Source organism: Caulobacter sp. FG7, assembly GCF_057808875.1.
On sequence record NZ_JBMDIW010000025.1, the window covers coordinates 37424 to 52536 of the forward strand.

A 15113-nucleotide genomic window follows, 5' to 3' on the forward strand; every position below is an offset into this window, starting at 1 on the left:
TGCTTCACAACGGGAGCATGCATGAGAGTCTACCACTTCCTGAAGCGCAACTATGGCCTTCAGGCCGTCAGGAATCGGCGCCTCAAGATCGCCCGGCTCGCCGCCCTGAACGATCCGTTCGAGTTCCTTTCCTTTTCCATGAAGGATGCCGATGACCGCCGCGTGTTCAGCGAGTGGCGAGAGGCCATGGACAAAGATCATGGCCTACTGTGCTTCAGCGGCAAGGCGAGCAACCCAGTTCAGTGGTCACACTATGCCCAGAACCATACGGGGGTGTGCCTTGGGTTCGACATCCCGGATGGCGCGCTCGCGAAGGTGAGGTATCGGACCAAGCGCGGGACTGTGGACCCCCGTGCTGCGATCCGGGCGGGAGATGACGTTGCGGCAACGATGATGCACGAGGCGTTGACCACCAAGTTCGCCCATTGGCGATACGAGGATGAGTGGCGGTTGTTCATCCAGCTGGATCACAGCACTCGCGATCCGGATGGGCTGTATTTCTTCGAGTTCGGTCCAGCGGTGGAACTGCGTCAGGTGATCGTCGGCCCGAATTCACCAATTACGAGGGCCGATGTCGCAGACGCCCTCAGCGGCATGTCCGGCGTCGAGGTGTTCAAGGCACGCCTCGCTTTTCAGACGTTTCGGGTTGTGAGAAACCGCAATTCGAAACTATGGGCGTGATCTGAGCAAATATCTGAGTGGTCGCCGCTGGCGGCGGAGCATCACTCTGCCGCAATGATCCGGTAAACGCTGCGGCGACTGACGCCTGTGGCCTTGACGATGTCGGTCACAGCCTTTCCCTCACCTTTCAGCTTCAGAATTTCGGCGGACCTGTTGCGCGCCGTGGGTGCCCGGCCGGTGTATTTTCCGGCCGCCTTCGCGGCGGCGATACCGGCTCGCTGACGTTCCAGCATGATCGATCTCTCGAAAGCGCCCACGGCGGCAAGCACCGTCAGCATAAGCTCCCCAGTAGCCGTGCTCGTGTCCATTCCCATCGAGCGAATGGCTACGTTGACGCCACGCTCCTTCAGCCCCTTGACGATGGTCAACAGGTCAAGGGTCGAACGGGCAAGCCGCTCTGGTTTGGTGACGACGAAGGAGTCGCCATCGCGGAGGTAGTCGAGCGCAGCTCGCAACTGCGGGCGATGTGCGTCCACACCAGATACGTGCTCGCTGAATACCTTTTCACATCCGGCGGCCCGAAGTTCTGCAACTTGGTCTTCGAGTCCAGCTTGCTGATCGACCGAAGACGTGCGCGCGTAACCAATTACCGTCCCGATGACGCTCATTCCTTGTGCCATAAATCTAAAGACCCTGTGGCACGATATGTGGCAAAAGTCAATATTGAGCCTATTGGCACGTTCAAAGTCGAGGTTCGGGAAGTGCCGCATGAGCAAGCCCTATTGGCGCTCGCCCTTGTTTCATCCGGCCTTCCTCCAAAAATTCTTCGGGAGCGGTCGAGGAGGTTGTGTCGTTCGCCCGAAGGCATAGCTTCGCCAGATGACCAGCAATATGCAGCCAGCAACCGCTCATCCTGTTACCTCATCAACCGCCTCGACTGCTCCTGCTCCAGCTTTGAAGCCTACCGTAACTCGATCAGTCGCATCGCAGCCCATGGCCGTGACAATCCAGATGCCGCCCGAGAAAAGCGACGTCAGCGGTGATCTGGTCAGCGGCGGGATCGGTATAGTTGGCGCCCTCGTTGGTGCGCTGGCTGCCTACTACTTCGGTCTCCGGGCCACGAAGATTGCGAACCGAGCGACAGATGATGAGAAGGACAAGTTCGCCGCCTTTAGCGTCGTCCACAAACTGGGCCTGATCTACACGGCTCAGACCGCAATTTTCCTGCACATGAAGGAGGCCTCCGAGCGAGTGCAGAAGATGGAGCACAATCCGCATGTCAGCATGGCCATGAAGCATTTGGCCAACATTCCTCAGCGGGTCACCTTCAACACCGACGAGGTTTATCGAGTGGGTAAGTTCGCTGGAAAGGATGTGCTAAACACCCTGATGATGTTGGACAGCCAGCACAACTCAACCATCGACCATTTGACTTACTTTACTGCCGAAAAGGCAGCTTTCCGCTCCCAGCTTAAGGGCAAAGTTGAGGGCGATGTAATCGTCACCACATGGACCAAGGAGGAGTACGAGGCCATCGAGCCACAGGTACTGGGCATGGACCAGATGGTCGGCGAAATGCTGAAGCACAGCGATAAGGACAGAAGGCGCTCCTATGAGACGCTGGTGTCCATCTGCAAGGCGCGTGGTCCGCGTTTTGGCGATACTGGCGAGTACAAAATCCGTGGGCTGGACGGTGAGGAGGTGGTCGTGAAGCCTGATCCCGCGCTGCCTAAACGCTCATTTTGGAAACCCACTTCAAAGTGATCACGCAGCAATCCTATCTTTGTCACCTTCCGAGGCTCGGCAGGGTCCGCATCTTGCCATCCTCATGTTCGACTGGTCAGCCCTTTGAGCTTCTGACAGCCGACAGTTCATCGAGCCAAACGCGATTTGCTGAATCGGTCGGCAGACGGCCCCAAAGTACCGATCACCCGTGAGGACGCGGCTCGGCATTGACCGGAGGAAATCCAGTACCATTCAAGTTGAGGCTGGCGGGCTTCGTGGCCATGCGACTTACGCCAATCACGTCAGCCGTCTGGCGTGAAATAATCACGGTCACTACCTTGGCGAAATGACCAACGATTTCGACGGCGCCTTCCAGAAGAGCGGCTTTCTCGCCGACGCGGTTCAGGACTGGGTTCATGAATACCGCACGCAATCAGCGGAGTGGTTTGCTATGGCCGGTGAGATCAGCGACATCCTGCAAGAGATTGCTCTTGAAGCCATGGCCAAGGTCAGGGGCACGTCATTCGAGCGAGATACCGTCGCCACAATGCTGCTCCTTCGTGGCCTGCAAACCTATCAAGGCGCCGTTGTGATGGCTGAGCGTGGCATGGTCGTGGAGGCACGCATTCTCGTTCGGAGCGTGATGGAAGAGACGTTCGCCCTCGCGGGCCTGCACGACAATCCCGTCCAGACGCTCGACATGATCCGGTCTGACGACACGGCTGCGCGGAAGGGCAAGGCCAAGACCATCCTGAAGAACGATTTCGGCGGCATTGATGCCAAGGCGCTGAACGATTTCATGGTGGGTTTGCCAAAGGGGCGGTATTTCTCGCCGGAAGATGTGGCCCAACTTGGCCCATTCAAGAAGCTCTACCTGCTCTATAAGCAGCTTTCCGACGATGCCGCGCACCCGTCTGCCACGTCGATGAAGCGGCATATGGATATCGCCCCGGACCGCAACTCGTGGTCAGGATTCAAGTGGGGCCCAAACGACAACGACGACATCCGCGAGACGCTGGTGGAGGCTATGCGATGCGCGATCCCTATGGGGATCGCGGTCACGCAGATGTTCGGATACGGCGAGTTGAATAAGAAGCTGGGCGACGCTTCTGCTCGCTTCCGCAAGCTCGACCCTGCGCTTGCGAAAGACGACTGACGCGATGTCGGCGGCTGATCAGACTGCAACCTTCTCAATGTCGAAGAGGCTACGGATGCGACGACTGATCCGGATTTCCTCGGTGCTCATGTCGCAGGCGTAGACCAGCACTTCCACGCCCGCTGCATGGGCCTTCGCCAAGCCTGCGGCGAAGGCAGAGTCTTTGTCGGCGGCGGGCCTGAATTCATCGCAGTCGTCCCGTTGCACGACGAACAGGACCACGGCCCGATCCCCTTCAGCCACCATGGAGCGGAGGTCGGATAGATGTCGGGTTGAACGGGCAGCCACACAGTCTGGAAATTCTGCCAGCCCCCTATCCCTTGATAAGTGTACGTTTTTTACCTCAAGCCACAGTTTGCGTTGGGCGATGTAATTAGGATTTTCATTCTTGACCTCCAGCCAGCACGGCGGCCGGTCGGGATCGGTAATCAGAAAGTCGACGCGGCTGGCGGCGGCGTACTTCACCTCGGGCCGGATCGAGGCGTAGCCGGTCAGCTCCGGGATCACCCCGCCGACCAGGGCCTCGGCCACCAGCTTGTTGGGCAGCATGGTGTTGATTCCGACCAGGCCCGTCCCGTCGGGACCGGCGGCCTCGACCAGTTGCAGCGTCCAGGCCAGCTTGCGCTTGGGATCGTCGGAGTGGGAGACCCACGCCCCCTGCCCCGGCAGGTTCACGCCCAGCATGGCGCCGGAGTTGGGGCAGTGGGCGGTGATCTCGCGGCCGTCGTCCAGCACCAGGTCGCAGAAGAACCGCTTGTAGCGCTGGACGATGCGACCGCGGGTCAGCGGTTGCGGAAGATGCACGACGTCGAAGGCGTCAGTTCGTGGAACCGCCGTCGGGGGCGTCGGTGCTATTGGGCGCGCGGCCGTCGAGCAGGGTGCGGGCGGCTTCCTTGTCGGTGTCGCGCTGGGCGGCCGTGGTGCAGACCCGGACCGGGCGGTTGCTGCCGACGACGCGCTCGCGGCGGCAGACAACGCCGGCGTTCTTCTTCTCGGCCTTCTTGTCGGCGGCGGCCGGCGCGGCGGCGTCCGTAGGGGCGGCGGTCTGGGCGGCGGCCGAACCGGCCACGGCGATGGAGATCAGGGCGGAAACGACGAAGGCGCGCATCACGGCTCAATGGCTAAGCTGAAAGATGCAGCGATAAGCTGCCACCCCGGCCCGGGTGTCAATCGGGGGTTGGGCGCGCCCGGCCAGGATTGCCGGCCAGGATTACCGACCAGGATTGATTGCACGACGCCGTTGCCGCCCGGCCGGCGTGGCCTTAAGTCCTGATGGCGACAACCGGGAGCCACGCGTATGACGGCCAGCAAGGATCGAGTGACAGCGGCGGTGCTGATCATCGGCGACGAGATCCTGTCGGGCCGCACCCAGGACGTGAACCTCAACGCCATCGCCAAGTACCTGGCGACCTACGGCGTGGACCTTTGCGAAGCGCGGGTGGTCCCCGATGTCGAGCAGGAGATCGTCGATGCGGTCAACGCCCTGCGGACCAGGTACGACTACCTGGTCACCACCGGCGGCATCGGCCCCACCCACGACGACATCACCGCCGATTCGGTGGCCAAGGCCTTCGGGGTGACGGCCCCCGAGCATCCCGAGATCATGGCCATGCTGCGCGAGCGCTGGGGCGAGCCCAACGCCGCCCGCCGCCGGATGGCCCACGTGCCCGAGGGCGGCAGCCTGGTGAAGAACCCGGTGCAGGGCCCGCCCGGCTTCCAGAAGGAGAACGTGTTCGTGCTGGCCGGCGTGCCGGCGATCATGCGCGGCATGCTCGACGACGTGGGGCCCCGCCTGCGCACCGGCGCCGTGGTGGTGGCCACGACCGTGCGGGTCACCGGCGCCGGCGAGGGCACGATCGCCGCCCCGCTGGAGGCCGTCGCCAAGGCCCATCCGGACCTGTCGATCGGCAGCTATCCGTTCTTCGCCCTGCCGGACGTCTACGGCGCCAGCCTGGTTATCCGCGGCCGCGATCCGGCGGAGGTCGAGGCCGCCGCCGTCGAACTGGAAAAGACCCTGGCCGACCTGGGCGTCACCAATGTCGAACGGCTGGAGGCCTGAGGTTCCAGGCCTACTCCTCGTCGGCCGCCAGCAGCGACTGGGCCAGGCCCAGCAGCGCCCGCTGGGTCTTGGGGCCCGCGGCGGCGTAGGCGTGCAGCAGGTCCAGCGCGCCGGGCAGGGTCAGCGCCGCCAGCATGGCCGAATCCTCGCCCGACGGCGCGTCCTCGCCGACCAGGGCGGCCACCGTCGTCTCCAGCCGGCCGGCGATGCGCACCAGCATCGAGGCCGAGACGCGGTTCTCGCCCCGCTCGTATTTCTGGATCTGCTGGAAGGTCAGGCCCAGCGCCGCGGCCAGGTCGTCCTGGCTGACCTTCAGATAACGACGACGAATACGGATGCGGGTTCCGACCGCAAGGTCGATGGGATCCGGGCCGGTTGTCGTCATCGATATTGTCCGAAGCTCACAGAACTCGGCTATCTATCGACGTAGCCGTCACCGGCCGCAACGCACCTCCCTCTTAGATCGAGTAGTTTCCTTCCGCTCGCCCTCATGCCCGACACGCCCCACATCGCCGCCGGCCTAGAACTGTTGACCAAGCGCGAACGGGAAGCCCTTCGCCTCGTCAGCGAACACAGGCTTTCCAAGGAAATCGGCCCGCTGATGGGGGTTTCCAAGTCGCGCGCCGACGCCCTGGTGGAAAGCGCCTGCCGCAAGCTCGGCGTCAACGGCCGGCGGGCCGCCGCCCGGGTGCTGAGCGAGCACGAGCGAGTCGCCGCGGCCGTGGGATTCGCCCCAGGCGACTATGGGATTCAATCCCACCCCGATCCAATCGGACTGGCGGACGCCCCGCCCTCCTCGCCACCGTCGGCCTCGCAATCAACCGAGGCCTTCGACCCCAGTGAAAGAGTTTCCCGACAACACCATCCCGCCGCCGGCGAACACGACCAGCCTGCAGGAGCACCGATTGGGCCTGCTGGTCTGGAAGGCCCGCCAGATCCGCCAGGCGGTGACCGCCTTCGAGCAGGCCTGGCCGCCTCTTCCGCCGGAACCGGCGGTCCCAGTCTTCGGCTGGTCGCAGCTGCAACGCCAGCTGGCCGACCTGGCCCCGCCGGAACTGCAGCCGCTGGTGGCCGACCTGGTCTCGGCGATCCGCAAGGAATCGGCGGCCAAGCCGGCCGAGATGGTGCTGAGGGAGATCCTGACCATCACCGCCACGGTGCTGGACGATGGCTTCCGCGAGAAATACGCGGAGGATCCGACCATGCTCTGACCCCCGCCTTCCGCCTCCTGGCCGTCCTGGCCATCGCGCTCGGCTTCGCCATGCTGATCGGCGGGCTGCTCAGCGCCCGCCAGGTGGTCGAGCTCTTCCAGAACCTGCGCCACGGCTGAGGCGGCCTTCCCCCAGAAGGCGCCCGCCGGCGCCTTCGATCACCGTCCGGACCGCGCCTGCCGGAGCGCCGGACTTCCGAGGGGACACCGCTCCATGAACCGCCGCATCGTCGCCGAGCACCTGGCCACCCGCCTGTTCACCGCCGAGGAGGCCGTGGACAACACCCTGGCCGCCATGGGCGAACTGATCGCCGCCATGCCCCGCGCCCGCCTGCAGGCCAGGGTCGCCGCCGGGGTCGGCCAGCAGGCCGTCGACCACGTGATGGAGGCCGCCTCGGGCCTGGCCGACGTCCGCCGCTCGCTGATCGCCGCCCACGGCGCCCTGGCCGACGCCAAGGACCAGATCGGCCTGCGCCGCGTCACCCTGGTCGGCGGCGGCGACAAGGAAGAGGACGGCGATCCCACCCGCACCGGTTTCCTGGAGGTGGTGAAGTCGGCCTGACCGCCTCTTCCGGCCCGCGCGATTCGTCGCGACAATGGCCCCCGGACAGTGTTCGGGGGCCTCATGTTCAGCATCCTGCCGACCCAGCTCGGCGCCGGCGCGATGTTCGTGGTCTGCGGCGTGGCGCTGTGGATGGGCGGCCGGCTCGAGCGCCTTCTGGCTGTCGCCACCATGCTGGCCTGGGTCGCCTCGGCCCTGGCCGAGATCGAGGACAAGAGCCTCACCCAGTGGGGCATCTTCGCGGTCGACCTGGTCTATCTCAGCGTGCTGGTCGGCCTGACCCTGTTCGATCGGCGGATCTGGCTGCTATTCATGACCGCCTTCCAGCTGCTGATCGTGCTGACCCACGTCGCCTTCGCGCTGGACCGCTCGCTGCGCCAGTGGGGCTTCTTCTCGGCCTATTACCTGTGGAGCTACGCAGAACTGGTGGCCTTCGCCGTGGGGCTGGCGGCGCTGGCGTGGAGGCGGCGACGAGCGCCGCCTCGCTTTGGTCAGCGCGGTTGAATCTGCGCCATGCAGATCATCCGGCCTGCGGACTTGGCCTTATCCATGGCCCACTTCTTGTCGCCGCTGCCTTTGAAGTGGCCGTAGAGCCATCCAGCGGTCCACCCGATACCCGCGCCTGTCGCGGTCCCGATGCCGGGCACGACCGACCCTACGAGCGCCCCGGCCTTGGCCGCGAGAAGGCCCGTCGATACGCCGCCCACGATCGCCCCCGTCGCCGAACGACCGAGGCAGCGGCTGCATTGGCATCCCATTGTTTTTTCCTTTCAAACCAAGAGACGCGCCGAGCTTGCTTTCACGGTGAGGCGGTTTCGACCGGTTGGAGCGTCGGAAATCGAACGCCTTGGCGTGGATATCGGGGAAAGCCGCCAAATCTCCTGGAATACCGCCCAGGTCGTGCTTGACTTGATTCACGATAATGATTCGCAACGGGGGAGCCTATGAACCGGCAGGCTGTTGGGCTGCCAGCGAACCTCACGGTGCAAAAGCTCGACGCGCTGCGCGCGCTTACGGTTTTCGCCAAAGGTTCAAACAAGAAATTCACCGATATATTCGACCAATCCATAGTCTCCACCGACGACATTCGCCGGTTCATGAATGGTGGAAATCTCGATTTCTCGAAGCACAATCCAGAAAAAATACTTAATATATACAAGTCAATAGAGAGCTACATTCACTCTGCGGACTTTCATTTCCGCACAACGATGCGTCCAATCATCCAGGCGGTCTATAATCATCGTCTCTCGCACGGCGATGTCGCGCCAGCATGGCTGCAAGTCGAACAAGAGGCTCGGCGACCGAGCGACGACGAGATCGCACACCTGGGCCGCCGACTTTCCGGCGTCTACCTGACCTACCGCCACGGCACCGGGCAAACCCAGGACAAGGAAGTCGTCGTATCCGCGATGGAGGTCTCCTTGACCGAGCAGGCGGAGAGACCGGCAATCAAGTTCAGGATCGCCTACCCGCTGCGCAGCAGCAGCGCGCCACCGGAAGCCATGATCTCCGGCGACGTCTACTCGACGGGGCGCCATCTCCATTTCACCGGCTTCGACCGAGGCAGCCGGTCGCCCTACCTGTTGAGCTGCGTACCCGACCCGAGGGAAGGCGCTTACGTAGACATCATCGGCGTCGCCCTTCGCAGCACGACCAACGGCAAGATTTTTTCATCTCGCTTCTACGGCGACAGATTTGAAGCTCCATTCCATGAAGCATTGAAAAACACAACAATAACAACGATCCAGGAAATGCGCCGCTCGATGAGCGATATCAAATTCAAGAACATCGCCGACCACATCGACAACAATATAAATTCTTCGGAAATAAGCTGCCTTCTGCACTACGAAAAATAGCAGCATCAGGATCCGGCATGGGAGACGATGAGCATTTTCCAGGAAAGACAAGCGCCTTGGTGCGGGCAGCCGGGGTCGAACCGGCAAGGCCTTGCGGCCGGCGGATTTTAAGTCCGCTGCGTCTACCAGTTTCGCCATGCCCGCACTGGTAAGCGAGGCCTAGCCCAGCTCGCGCGGGGCGCCTAGCCCCGTCAGTCGGCCGTCCAGCCGCCGTCGACGACCAAGGAACTGCCGGTCATCAGCGCCGACGCGTCCGACGCCAGGAACACCACCGCGCCCATCAGGTCCTCGACCTGGCCGAGGCGCCCCAGCTTGATCTTGGAAAGCACGCTGTCGAAGAACGGCCGGGTCAGCGGGGTCTCGATGAAGGTCGGGGCGATGGTGTTGACCCTGACTCCGTGCGGCGCGAGGTCCAGCGCCATGGCCTTGGACAGTCCCTCCAGCCCCCATTTCGACGCGCAATAGAGACTGCGCCGCGCGCCGCCGACGTGGCCCATCTGCGAGGTCAGGTTGACGATCGAGCCCTTCGTCCCGGCCTCGACCATCCGCGCCGCCACGGCCTGAGCGACGAAGAAGGCGGCCTTCAGATTGAGGTCGAGCACGGCGTCGTAGTCGTCTTCCGTGACCTCGACGAAGGGTTTGGGGCGGTTGGTGCCGGCGTTGTTGACCAGCACGTCGAAGGCCGGCGCCGCGGCGATGGCGGCCTTCACCGCCGAAAGGTCGCCGACGTCGAGCACCAGCGCCTGCGCCCGCCCGCCCTCGGCGCGGATCGCATCGGCGGCCGCCTCGATCTCACTCGCCGAGCGCGCCGCCAGGGTCACCTCGGCCCCGGCCTGGGCCAGGGCCGCGGCGGCGGCGAGACCGATGCCCCTGCCCGCCCCCGTCACCAGGGCCCGGCGGCCGTCCAGGCGGAACGAGGGCGTGCGCGGCAGCTGCATGCCCCTACTCCGCCGCCAGTACCGGCGAGGCCGCGCCCGCATAGGGCACCTCGCGGCCGCCGTAGCGACGCACGCGGATATTGGCCTGCTCGCCGTGGCCTGCGAAGCCTTCCAGGGCGCACAGGCGCGAGCAGTATTCGCCGACCAGGGCCGAGGCCTCGTCGGTCAGCACCTTCTGGTAGGTGCAGGTCTTGAGGAACTTGCCCACCCACAAACCGCCGGTGTAGCGGGCCGCCAGCTTGGTCGGCAGGGTGTGGTTGGTGCCGATCACCTTGTCGCCATAGGAGACGTTGGTGCGCTCGCCCAGGAACAGCGCGCCGTAGTTGGTCATGTTGCGCAGGAAATAGTCCGGGTCGGCGGTCATCACCTGCACGTGCTCGGAGGCGATGCGGTCGGCGATCTCGACCATCTCGGCGTCGCTGTCGGCGAGGATCACCTGGCCGAAGCTCTCCCAGGCCCGACGGGCGATGGCGGCGGTCGGCAGCACCTGCAGCAGCTTCTCGACCCAGGCGATGGTGTCCTCGGCCAGCTTGCGCGAGGTGGTCAGAAGGATGGCCGGGCTGTCGGGGCCATGCTCGGCCTGGCCCAGCAGATCGGTAGCGCACAGCTCGCCGTCCACGGTGTCGTCGGCGATGACCAGGGTCTCGGTCGGGCCGGCGAAGAGGTCGATGCCCACCCGGCCGAACAGCTGGCGCTTGGCCTCGGCCACATAGGCGTTGCCGGGGCCCACCAGCATATCGACCGGGGCGATGGTCTCAGTGCCCAGCGCCATGGCGGCGACGGCCTGCACGCCGCCCAGGCAGTAGATCTCATCGGCGCCGGCCAGGGCCTGGGCCGCGACGATGGCCGGGGCGGGCTTGCCGCCGAACGGCGGGGCGCAGGTGACCACGCGCGGCACGCCGGCCACCTTGGCCGTCAGCACCGACATGTGGGCCGAGGCCAGCAGCGGATACTTGCCGCCGGGCACGTAGCAGCCGGCCGCGCCGACCGGGATGTGCCTGTGGCCAAGCACCACGCCCGGCAGGGTCTCGACCTCGAGGTCGAGCAGGGTCTCGCGCTGCTTCTGGGCGAAGTTCTTGACCTGGGCCTGGGCGAACTCGATGTCGGCCAGGTCGCGGTCCGAGAGTTGCTCGACGCAGGCCTGGATCTCGGCGCTCGACAGGCGATAGCTCTCGCGGTCCCAGCCGTCGAACTTCACCGACAGGTCTCGCACCGCCGCGTCGCCGCGCGCGGCCACGTCGGCGAGGATGCCCTCCACCGTCTCGCGCACCGCCCGGTCCGCGTTCGCCACCGCCGTCACGTCCGCGCCGGTCTTCAACCACCTGGCCATGGTCTTGTCCTCCTGGGATCTCCCGGAAGGACATGTGGCCCGGATCGGCTGGGCCGGCGCGCGGTTCGGCGGGAACGGTCGCTGGGTGGAGAGCGCCTCACGCCGCCAGGCGGTTGGCCCGGCGCCAGGCCTGGGGCGCCACGCCGGCCGAGCGGCGGAACAGGCGGCACAGGTGCGACTGGTCGGCGAAGCCGCACTGGTAGGCGATCTGGCTCAGCGGATCGCGGGTGGACAGCATCAGGTCCTTGGCCGCCTCCAGCCGGCGGCGGGTGATGTAGGCGTGCGGCGTCTCGCCGAAGGTGGCCTTGAAGGCGCGGCCAAAATAGCTGGCGCTCAGCGCCACCAGCTCGCCCAGCGCGGCCGTGGTCAGGGTCCCGTCGAGGTTCTCGTCGATGTGCTTGCGCAGCTTGCGGGCCTGCCAGGGGGCCAGGCCGCCCTGGATCGGCGCGGTCGCGCGCGCATCCACGCCGACGACAATGGCCGAGGCCCGGGCGACCAGGGCGCGGGCGGCCTGGGCGTTCCGCTCGAGCGAGCGCTCCAGCGCCTCCAGCACCTCGCGCAGGTCCTCGAAGGTGCGGGGCTCTCCCGCCAGGTCGCCGGCCATCCGAAGACGCGCGACGGGAGTGGCGGAAACGGTGTCGACGGCGAAGAAGGACATGGTTTCGATCCCTGGCTGGAGCGCCCCCCAAGGGCTCTCTCTTTTCGGGGATCATTGTTCCGCCCGCGACGGCCGCGCCGCCATCGCACCTGGGCTTATCGTCGCGCTCCCTGGGTGTGGCGGCCTCATACCCGGGTATGAGAACCGCGTCGCCAGGGGTGGTCCGCGCGACCCGGAAGGCCGCGCGGAACCGGACCCTTACGCCTTGGCCAGCGAGGCGCTGTCGATCACGAAGCGGTACTTCACGTCGCTCTTCTGCATGCGCTCGTAGGCGGTCTCGATCTCCTGGATGTCGATCTTCTCGATCTCCGAGACGATGCCGTGCTGGGCGCAGAAATCGAGCATCTCCTGGGTCTCGGCGATGCCGCCGATCAGCGAGCCGGCGATCGACCGGCGCTTGAAGATCAGGGCGGCGACGTCGGGGCTCGGGTGAGCATGCTCCGGCACGCCGACCAGGCACAAGGTTCCGTCGCGCTTCAGGAGGGCGGTGAAGGCGTCGAGGCTGTGGCTGGCCGAGACGGTGTTTAGAATGAAGTCGAACGAGTTGGCGTGGGCGGCCATCTCGGCCTCGTTGCGCGACACCACGACCTCGTCGGCGCCCAGGTCCAGGGCGTCCTGGCGCTTGGCTTCCGAGGTGGTGAAGGCCACGACGTGCGCGCCCAAGGCATGAGCCAGCTTGACGCCCATGTGGCCAAGACCGCCGATGCCGACCACGCCGACCTTCTTGCCCGGACCGACGTTCCAGTGGCGCAGCGGCGACCAGGTGGTGATGCCGGCGCACAGCAGCGGGGCCACCGCGGCCAGCTGCTCCTCGGGGTGACTGATCTTCAGCACGAAGTCGTCCTTGACGACGATCTGTTGCGAGTAGCCGCCCAGGGTGTGGCCGGGGGCGTCGTTGGTCGGACCATTGTAGGTGCCCACGAAGCCGTTCTCGCAGAACTGCTCCAGGCCCTCGTCGCACGAGTGGCAGTGCTTGCAGCTGTCGACCATGCAGCCGACGCCGACGACGTCGCCTTCCTTGAAGCGGCTGACCTGGCCGCCCACGGCCGAGACGCGGCCGACGATCTCGTGGCCGGGCACGCAGGGGAACAGGGTGCCGGCCCATTCCGAGCGCACGGTGTGCAGGTCGGAGTGGCAGACGCCGCAATAGGCGATCTCGATCTGGACGTCATTGGCGCCGACGGCGCGGCGCGTGATGTCCATCGCTTCCAGCGGCTTGTCGGCGGCGAAGGCGCCATAGGCTTTGATGGCCATGTGCAGGATATTCCGATTGGCTTTTTGGGGAGGCGGAGACCCGGGGAGGAGTCTCGCAAAGCCAAACTAGCGCGCGCGCGACAGTAAAATTAGCCGCTCAGATTTGCACAGGCTGATGAGTGATTTTCATCAATCAGCCTCTTGCGCGTCCCCGGCGCAGGGCAGTTTCAGCACGAACGCCGCGCCCTCGCCCGGCGCGGAGGCCACGGCGATCTCGCCGCCATGGGCCTGGACGATGGTCTTGCAGATCGACAGGCCCATGCCCATCCCGCCCGCCTTGGTGGTGTAGAAGGCGTTGAACAGCTGAGCCTGTCGCTCGGGCGGCACGCCAGGTCCGGTGTCGGCGACCGACAGGACCACCGCCTCGCCCTCGGCCGAGCCGCGGATCGTCAGCACGCGCTCTTCCGCCTCGGCCATGGCCTGGGCGGCGTTGACCATCAGGTTGACCAGCACCTGCTGCAGCTGGACCCGGTCGCCCTCGACCTCGGGAAGATCGGCCGGAACCTGCACCCGCAGCGCCACGTCGTGGGTGGTCAGTTCGCGCCGCACCAGCAGCACCGCCTCCTCGACCAGTGACGCCAGCGAAAGCCGCGCCTTCTCGGGCTCACCCTTCACGGCCATGGTGCGGATGCGGCCGATGACGCCCGAGGCGCGGTTGGCCTCGCCGATCATCCGGTCGAAGGCGCGGCTCACCTCGCCTAGGTCCGGCGTCGCGCGCCGCAGCCAGCGCAGCCCCGCCTCGCCGTTGGTGACGATGGCCGACAGCGGCTGGTTGACCTCATGGGCGATCGAGGCGGTCAGCTCACCCAGCGTCGAGATCCGCGCCGCATGGGCCAGCTCGGCCTGCACCCGCTGCAGGTCCTCTTGGGCCCGCAGGCGATCGGTGATGTCGATGACCCCCACCAGGGTGGCGCCCTGCGGCAGGTATTCGCGCGGATAGCAGCAGGTGAACAGGCCGTCGAACTCCCGGCCGTCGAAGGTTCGAAAGCGGGACTCGCTCTCGTAGTGCGGCCTCTTCTCCAGCGCCGCAATGACGCTGGCGGCGAAGACGTGCTCGCTGCACGGCGGCCAGAAGCGGTCGACCGGCCCCAGCAACTGCTCGCGGGTGGCCTCGAACAGCTGCAGCGACTTGTCGTTGACGTCGACGACCTGGCTGGCCTCCATCATCTGCCGCACGAAGCGCGGGTTCTCGGCGATGTGGGCCCGCAGGCTGGTGACGCCCTTGGCGCGCAGGGCGCCGAACATGCCGGCCAGGGCCGAGAAATCCAGCTCCCAGAACGACACGCTCATGGCGTGGAAGACGTTGCGGAAGCGGTACTCGCTGCGGCGCAGGGCCTCCTCGGCCTTGCGGGCCTCGGTGACGTCGCGCCCGGTTTCCAGCACCTGGGCGGGCGCGCCGGAAACATCATGGCGCAGCGACCAGCGCAGGGCGATCACCGCCTCGCGGCCGTCGGCCAGGCGGCGCGTGACCTCGCCCTCCCAGCGCCCTTCGGCCAGCAGGCGGGCGGTGATCTGGTCCAGCGGCGCGGGAAACACCGTGTTCAGAAGATCCGGCGCCAGCGCGCCTCGCGCGACGTCGCGGCCATGGCCGTACAGGGCCTCGCAGCCCTGGTTCCAGAACAGGATCCGCCCATCCAGGTCGCGCACGAGGATCGGCTCGTGGGCCGCATCCAGCAGCCCGGCCAAGCTATTGGCCGATATGTCCAAGACATCGCCCGTACGGTCGTGCATCGAGCTCACCGAA

General features: G+C 65.7%; 18 protein-coding genes, 1 tRNA gene and 1 pseudogene. 9 read left to right on the forward strand and 11 right to left on the reverse strand.

The annotated features are described in order from the left end of the window. The first annotated feature begins 21 nt into the window (after positions 1 to 21). A complete protein-coding gene (locus tag ACODR1_RS18970) occupies positions 22 to 681 on the forward strand; it encodes a DUF2971 domain-containing protein (protein ID WP_488881848.1) in 660 nt (219 codons plus the stop codon). 41 nt (positions 682 to 722) lie between these two features. Here the strand turns inward: ACODR1_RS18970 and ACODR1_RS18975 are convergent, their stop codons facing one another. Beyond that, the gene (locus ACODR1_RS18975; protein WP_488881849.1) at positions 723 to 1289 is read right to left on the reverse strand and encodes a recombinase family protein; all 567 of its coding nucleotides are present in this window, start codon (positions 1287 to 1289) and stop codon (positions 723 to 725) included. 211 nt (positions 1290 to 1500) lie between these two features. Here ACODR1_RS18975 and ACODR1_RS18980 point away from each other — a divergent pair, with 211 nt between their 5' ends. Together ACODR1_RS18980 and ACODR1_RS18985 are read left to right on the forward strand one after the other, a co-directional pair. Further along, positions 1501 to 2385, forward strand: coding sequence for a hypothetical protein (locus ACODR1_RS18980; RefSeq protein WP_488881850.1), 885 nt, complete (start codon positions 1501 to 1503; stop codon positions 2383 to 2385). A 307-nt stretch (positions 2386 to 2692) separates the two neighbouring features. Further along, positions 2693 to 3502 carry a DUF5677 domain-containing protein gene (locus ACODR1_RS18985; protein ID WP_488881851.1) on the forward strand — a complete coding sequence of 270 codons (810 nt, stop codon included), beginning with the start codon at positions 2693 to 2695 and terminating at the stop codon, positions 3500 to 3502. A gap of 18 nt (positions 3503 to 3520) precedes the next feature. Here the strand turns inward: ACODR1_RS18985 and ACODR1_RS18990 are convergent, their stop codons facing one another. Next, positions 3521 to 4306, reverse strand: a complete 786-nt coding sequence (locus ACODR1_RS18990) for a DNA/RNA nuclease SfsA (protein WP_488881852.1) — start codon at positions 4304 to 4306, stop codon at positions 3521 to 3523. Positions 4307 to 4319: 13 nt separating this feature from the next. Next, positions 4320 to 4610, reverse strand: a complete 291-nt coding sequence (locus ACODR1_RS18995) for a hypothetical protein (protein WP_488881853.1) — start codon at positions 4608 to 4610, stop codon at positions 4320 to 4322. Positions 4611 to 4799: 189 nt separating this feature from the next. Between ACODR1_RS18995 and ACODR1_RS19000 the strand changes: the two genes are divergently transcribed. Next, positions 4800 to 5561, forward strand: a complete 762-nt coding sequence (locus ACODR1_RS19000; RefSeq protein WP_488881854.1) for a competence/damage-inducible protein A — start codon at positions 4800 to 4802, stop codon at positions 5559 to 5561. 10 nt (positions 5562 to 5571) lie between these two features. Here ACODR1_RS19000 and ACODR1_RS19005 read toward each other — a convergent pair whose 3' ends face one another. Continuing rightward, the gene (locus ACODR1_RS19005; protein ID WP_116488708.1) at positions 5572 to 5946 is read right to left on the reverse strand and encodes a helix-turn-helix domain-containing protein; all 375 of its coding nucleotides are present in this window, start codon (positions 5944 to 5946) and stop codon (positions 5572 to 5574) included. A 105-nt stretch (positions 5947 to 6051) separates the two neighbouring features. Between ACODR1_RS19005 and ACODR1_RS19010 the strand changes: the two are divergent. The 4 genes and pseudogenes from ACODR1_RS19010 to ACODR1_RS19025 form a co-directional block, all read left to right on the forward strand. Continuing rightward, positions 6052 to 6240 (forward strand): annotated as a pseudogene (locus tag ACODR1_RS19010) (LuxR C-terminal-related transcriptional regulator); the annotation flags it as partial. Between the two features lie 160 nt (positions 6241 to 6400). Continuing rightward, a complete protein-coding gene (locus ACODR1_RS19015; protein WP_488881855.1) occupies positions 6401 to 6772 on the forward strand; it encodes a hypothetical protein in 372 nt (123 codons plus the stop codon). Positions 6773 to 6985: 213 nt separating this feature from the next. Further along, positions 6986 to 7333: a hypothetical protein gene (locus ACODR1_RS19020; RefSeq protein ID WP_058350191.1), complete on the forward strand. Its 348-nt coding sequence runs from the start codon at positions 6986 to 6988 to the stop codon at positions 7331 to 7333. A 63-nt stretch (positions 7334 to 7396) separates the two neighbouring features. Then, on the forward strand, positions 7397 to 7837 hold the full coding sequence (locus ACODR1_RS19025; RefSeq protein WP_488881856.1) for a hypothetical protein: 441 nt from the start codon (positions 7397 to 7399) through the stop codon (positions 7835 to 7837). Here ACODR1_RS19025 and ACODR1_RS19030 read toward each other — a convergent pair. Beyond that, positions 7825 to 8040, reverse strand: coding sequence for a hypothetical protein (locus tag ACODR1_RS19030; protein WP_488881857.1), 216 nt, complete (start codon positions 8038 to 8040; stop codon positions 7825 to 7827). The genes ACODR1_RS19025 and ACODR1_RS19030 overlap by 13 nt on opposite strands. Before the next feature lie 237 nt (positions 8041 to 8277). Between ACODR1_RS19030 and ACODR1_RS19035 the strand changes: the two genes are divergently transcribed. Continuing rightward, positions 8278 to 9189 carry a hypothetical protein gene (locus ACODR1_RS19035; RefSeq protein WP_488881858.1) on the forward strand — a complete coding sequence of 304 codons (912 nt, stop codon included), beginning with the start codon at positions 8278 to 8280 and terminating at the stop codon, positions 9187 to 9189. 57 nt (positions 9190 to 9246) lie between these two features. Here the strand turns inward: ACODR1_RS19035 and ACODR1_RS19040 are convergent. The 6 genes from ACODR1_RS19040 to ACODR1_RS19065 form a co-directional block, all read right to left on the reverse strand. After that, positions 9247 to 9333 (reverse strand) — tRNA-Leu (locus tag ACODR1_RS19040). Positions 9334 to 9380: 47 nt separating this feature from the next. Then, entirely contained in the window at positions 9381 to 10127 is a 747-nt protein-coding gene (locus ACODR1_RS19045) for an SDR family NAD(P)-dependent oxidoreductase (protein ID WP_488881859.1), read from the reverse strand. Between the two features lie 4 nt (positions 10128 to 10131). Next, the gene (gene hisD, locus ACODR1_RS19050; RefSeq protein ID WP_488881860.1) at positions 10132 to 11457 is read right to left on the reverse strand and encodes a histidinol dehydrogenase; all 1326 of its coding nucleotides are present in this window, start codon (positions 11455 to 11457) and stop codon (positions 10132 to 10134) included. A 97-nt stretch (positions 11458 to 11554) separates the two neighbouring features. Next, positions 11555 to 12115 carry a helix-turn-helix domain-containing protein gene (locus ACODR1_RS19055; RefSeq protein WP_488881861.1) on the reverse strand — a complete coding sequence of 187 codons (561 nt, stop codon included), beginning with the start codon at positions 12113 to 12115 and terminating at the stop codon, positions 11555 to 11557. A gap of 198 nt (positions 12116 to 12313) precedes the next feature. Continuing rightward, positions 12314 to 13369: an NAD(P)-dependent alcohol dehydrogenase gene (locus tag ACODR1_RS19060; RefSeq protein ID WP_488881862.1), complete on the reverse strand. Its 1056-nt coding sequence runs from the start codon at positions 13367 to 13369 to the stop codon at positions 12314 to 12316. Positions 13370 to 13498: 129 nt separating this feature from the next. Next, a complete protein-coding gene (locus tag ACODR1_RS19065; protein ID WP_488881874.1) occupies positions 13499 to 15100 on the reverse strand; it encodes a sensor histidine kinase in 1602 nt (533 codons plus the stop codon). Positions 15101 to 15113: the final 13 nt, after the last annotated feature.

Excerpts from the sequence above, each read along its gene's own strand:
- ACODR1_RS18975 (WP_488881849.1), bottom strand. The coding sequence starts at position 1,289 with ATGAGCGTCATCGGGACGGTAATTGGTTACGCGCGCACGTCTTCGGTC.
- ACODR1_RS19055 (WP_488881861.1), bottom strand. The coding sequence starts at position 12,115 with ATGTCCTTCTTCGCCGTCGACACCGTTTCCGCCACTCCCGTCGCGCGT.
- ACODR1_RS19025 (WP_488881856.1), top strand. The coding sequence starts at position 7,397 with ATGTTCAGCATCCTGCCGACCCAGCTCGGCGCCGGCGCGATGTTCGTG.
- ACODR1_RS19065 (WP_488881874.1), bottom strand. The coding sequence starts at position 15,100 with ATGCACGACCGTACGGGCGATGTCTTGGACATATCGGCCAATAGCTTG.
- ACODR1_RS19045 (WP_488881859.1), bottom strand. The coding sequence starts at position 10,127 with ATGCAGCTGCCGCGCACGCCCTCGTTCCGCCTGGACGGCCGCCGGGCC.
- ACODR1_RS19005 (WP_116488708.1), bottom strand. The coding sequence starts at position 5,946 with ATGACGACAACCGGCCCGGATCCCATCGACCTTGCGGTCGGAACCCGC.
- ACODR1_RS18980 (WP_488881850.1), top strand. The coding sequence starts at position 1,501 with ATGACCAGCAATATGCAGCCAGCAACCGCTCATCCTGTTACCTCATCA.
- ACODR1_RS18995 (WP_488881853.1), bottom strand. The coding sequence starts at position 4,610 with ATGCGCGCCTTCGTCGTTTCCGCCCTGATCTCCATCGCCGTGGCCGGT.
- ACODR1_RS19060 (WP_488881862.1), bottom strand. The coding sequence starts at position 13,369 with ATGGCCATCAAAGCCTATGGCGCCTTCGCCGCCGACAAGCCGCTGGAA.
- ACODR1_RS18970 (WP_488881848.1), top strand. The coding sequence starts at position 22 with ATGAGAGTCTACCACTTCCTGAAGCGCAACTATGGCCTTCAGGCCGTC.
- hisD (WP_488881860.1), bottom strand. The coding sequence starts at position 11,457 with ATGGCCAGGTGGTTGAAGACCGGCGCGGACGTGACGGCGGTGGCGAAC.
- ACODR1_RS19020 (WP_058350191.1), top strand. The coding sequence starts at position 6,986 with ATGAACCGCCGCATCGTCGCCGAGCACCTGGCCACCCGCCTGTTCACC.
- ACODR1_RS19000 (WP_488881854.1), top strand. The coding sequence starts at position 4,800 with ATGACGGCCAGCAAGGATCGAGTGACAGCGGCGGTGCTGATCATCGGC.
- ACODR1_RS18985 (WP_488881851.1), top strand. The coding sequence starts at position 2,693 with ATGACCAACGATTTCGACGGCGCCTTCCAGAAGAGCGGCTTTCTCGCC.
- ACODR1_RS19035 (WP_488881858.1), top strand. The coding sequence starts at position 8,278 with ATGAACCGGCAGGCTGTTGGGCTGCCAGCGAACCTCACGGTGCAAAAG.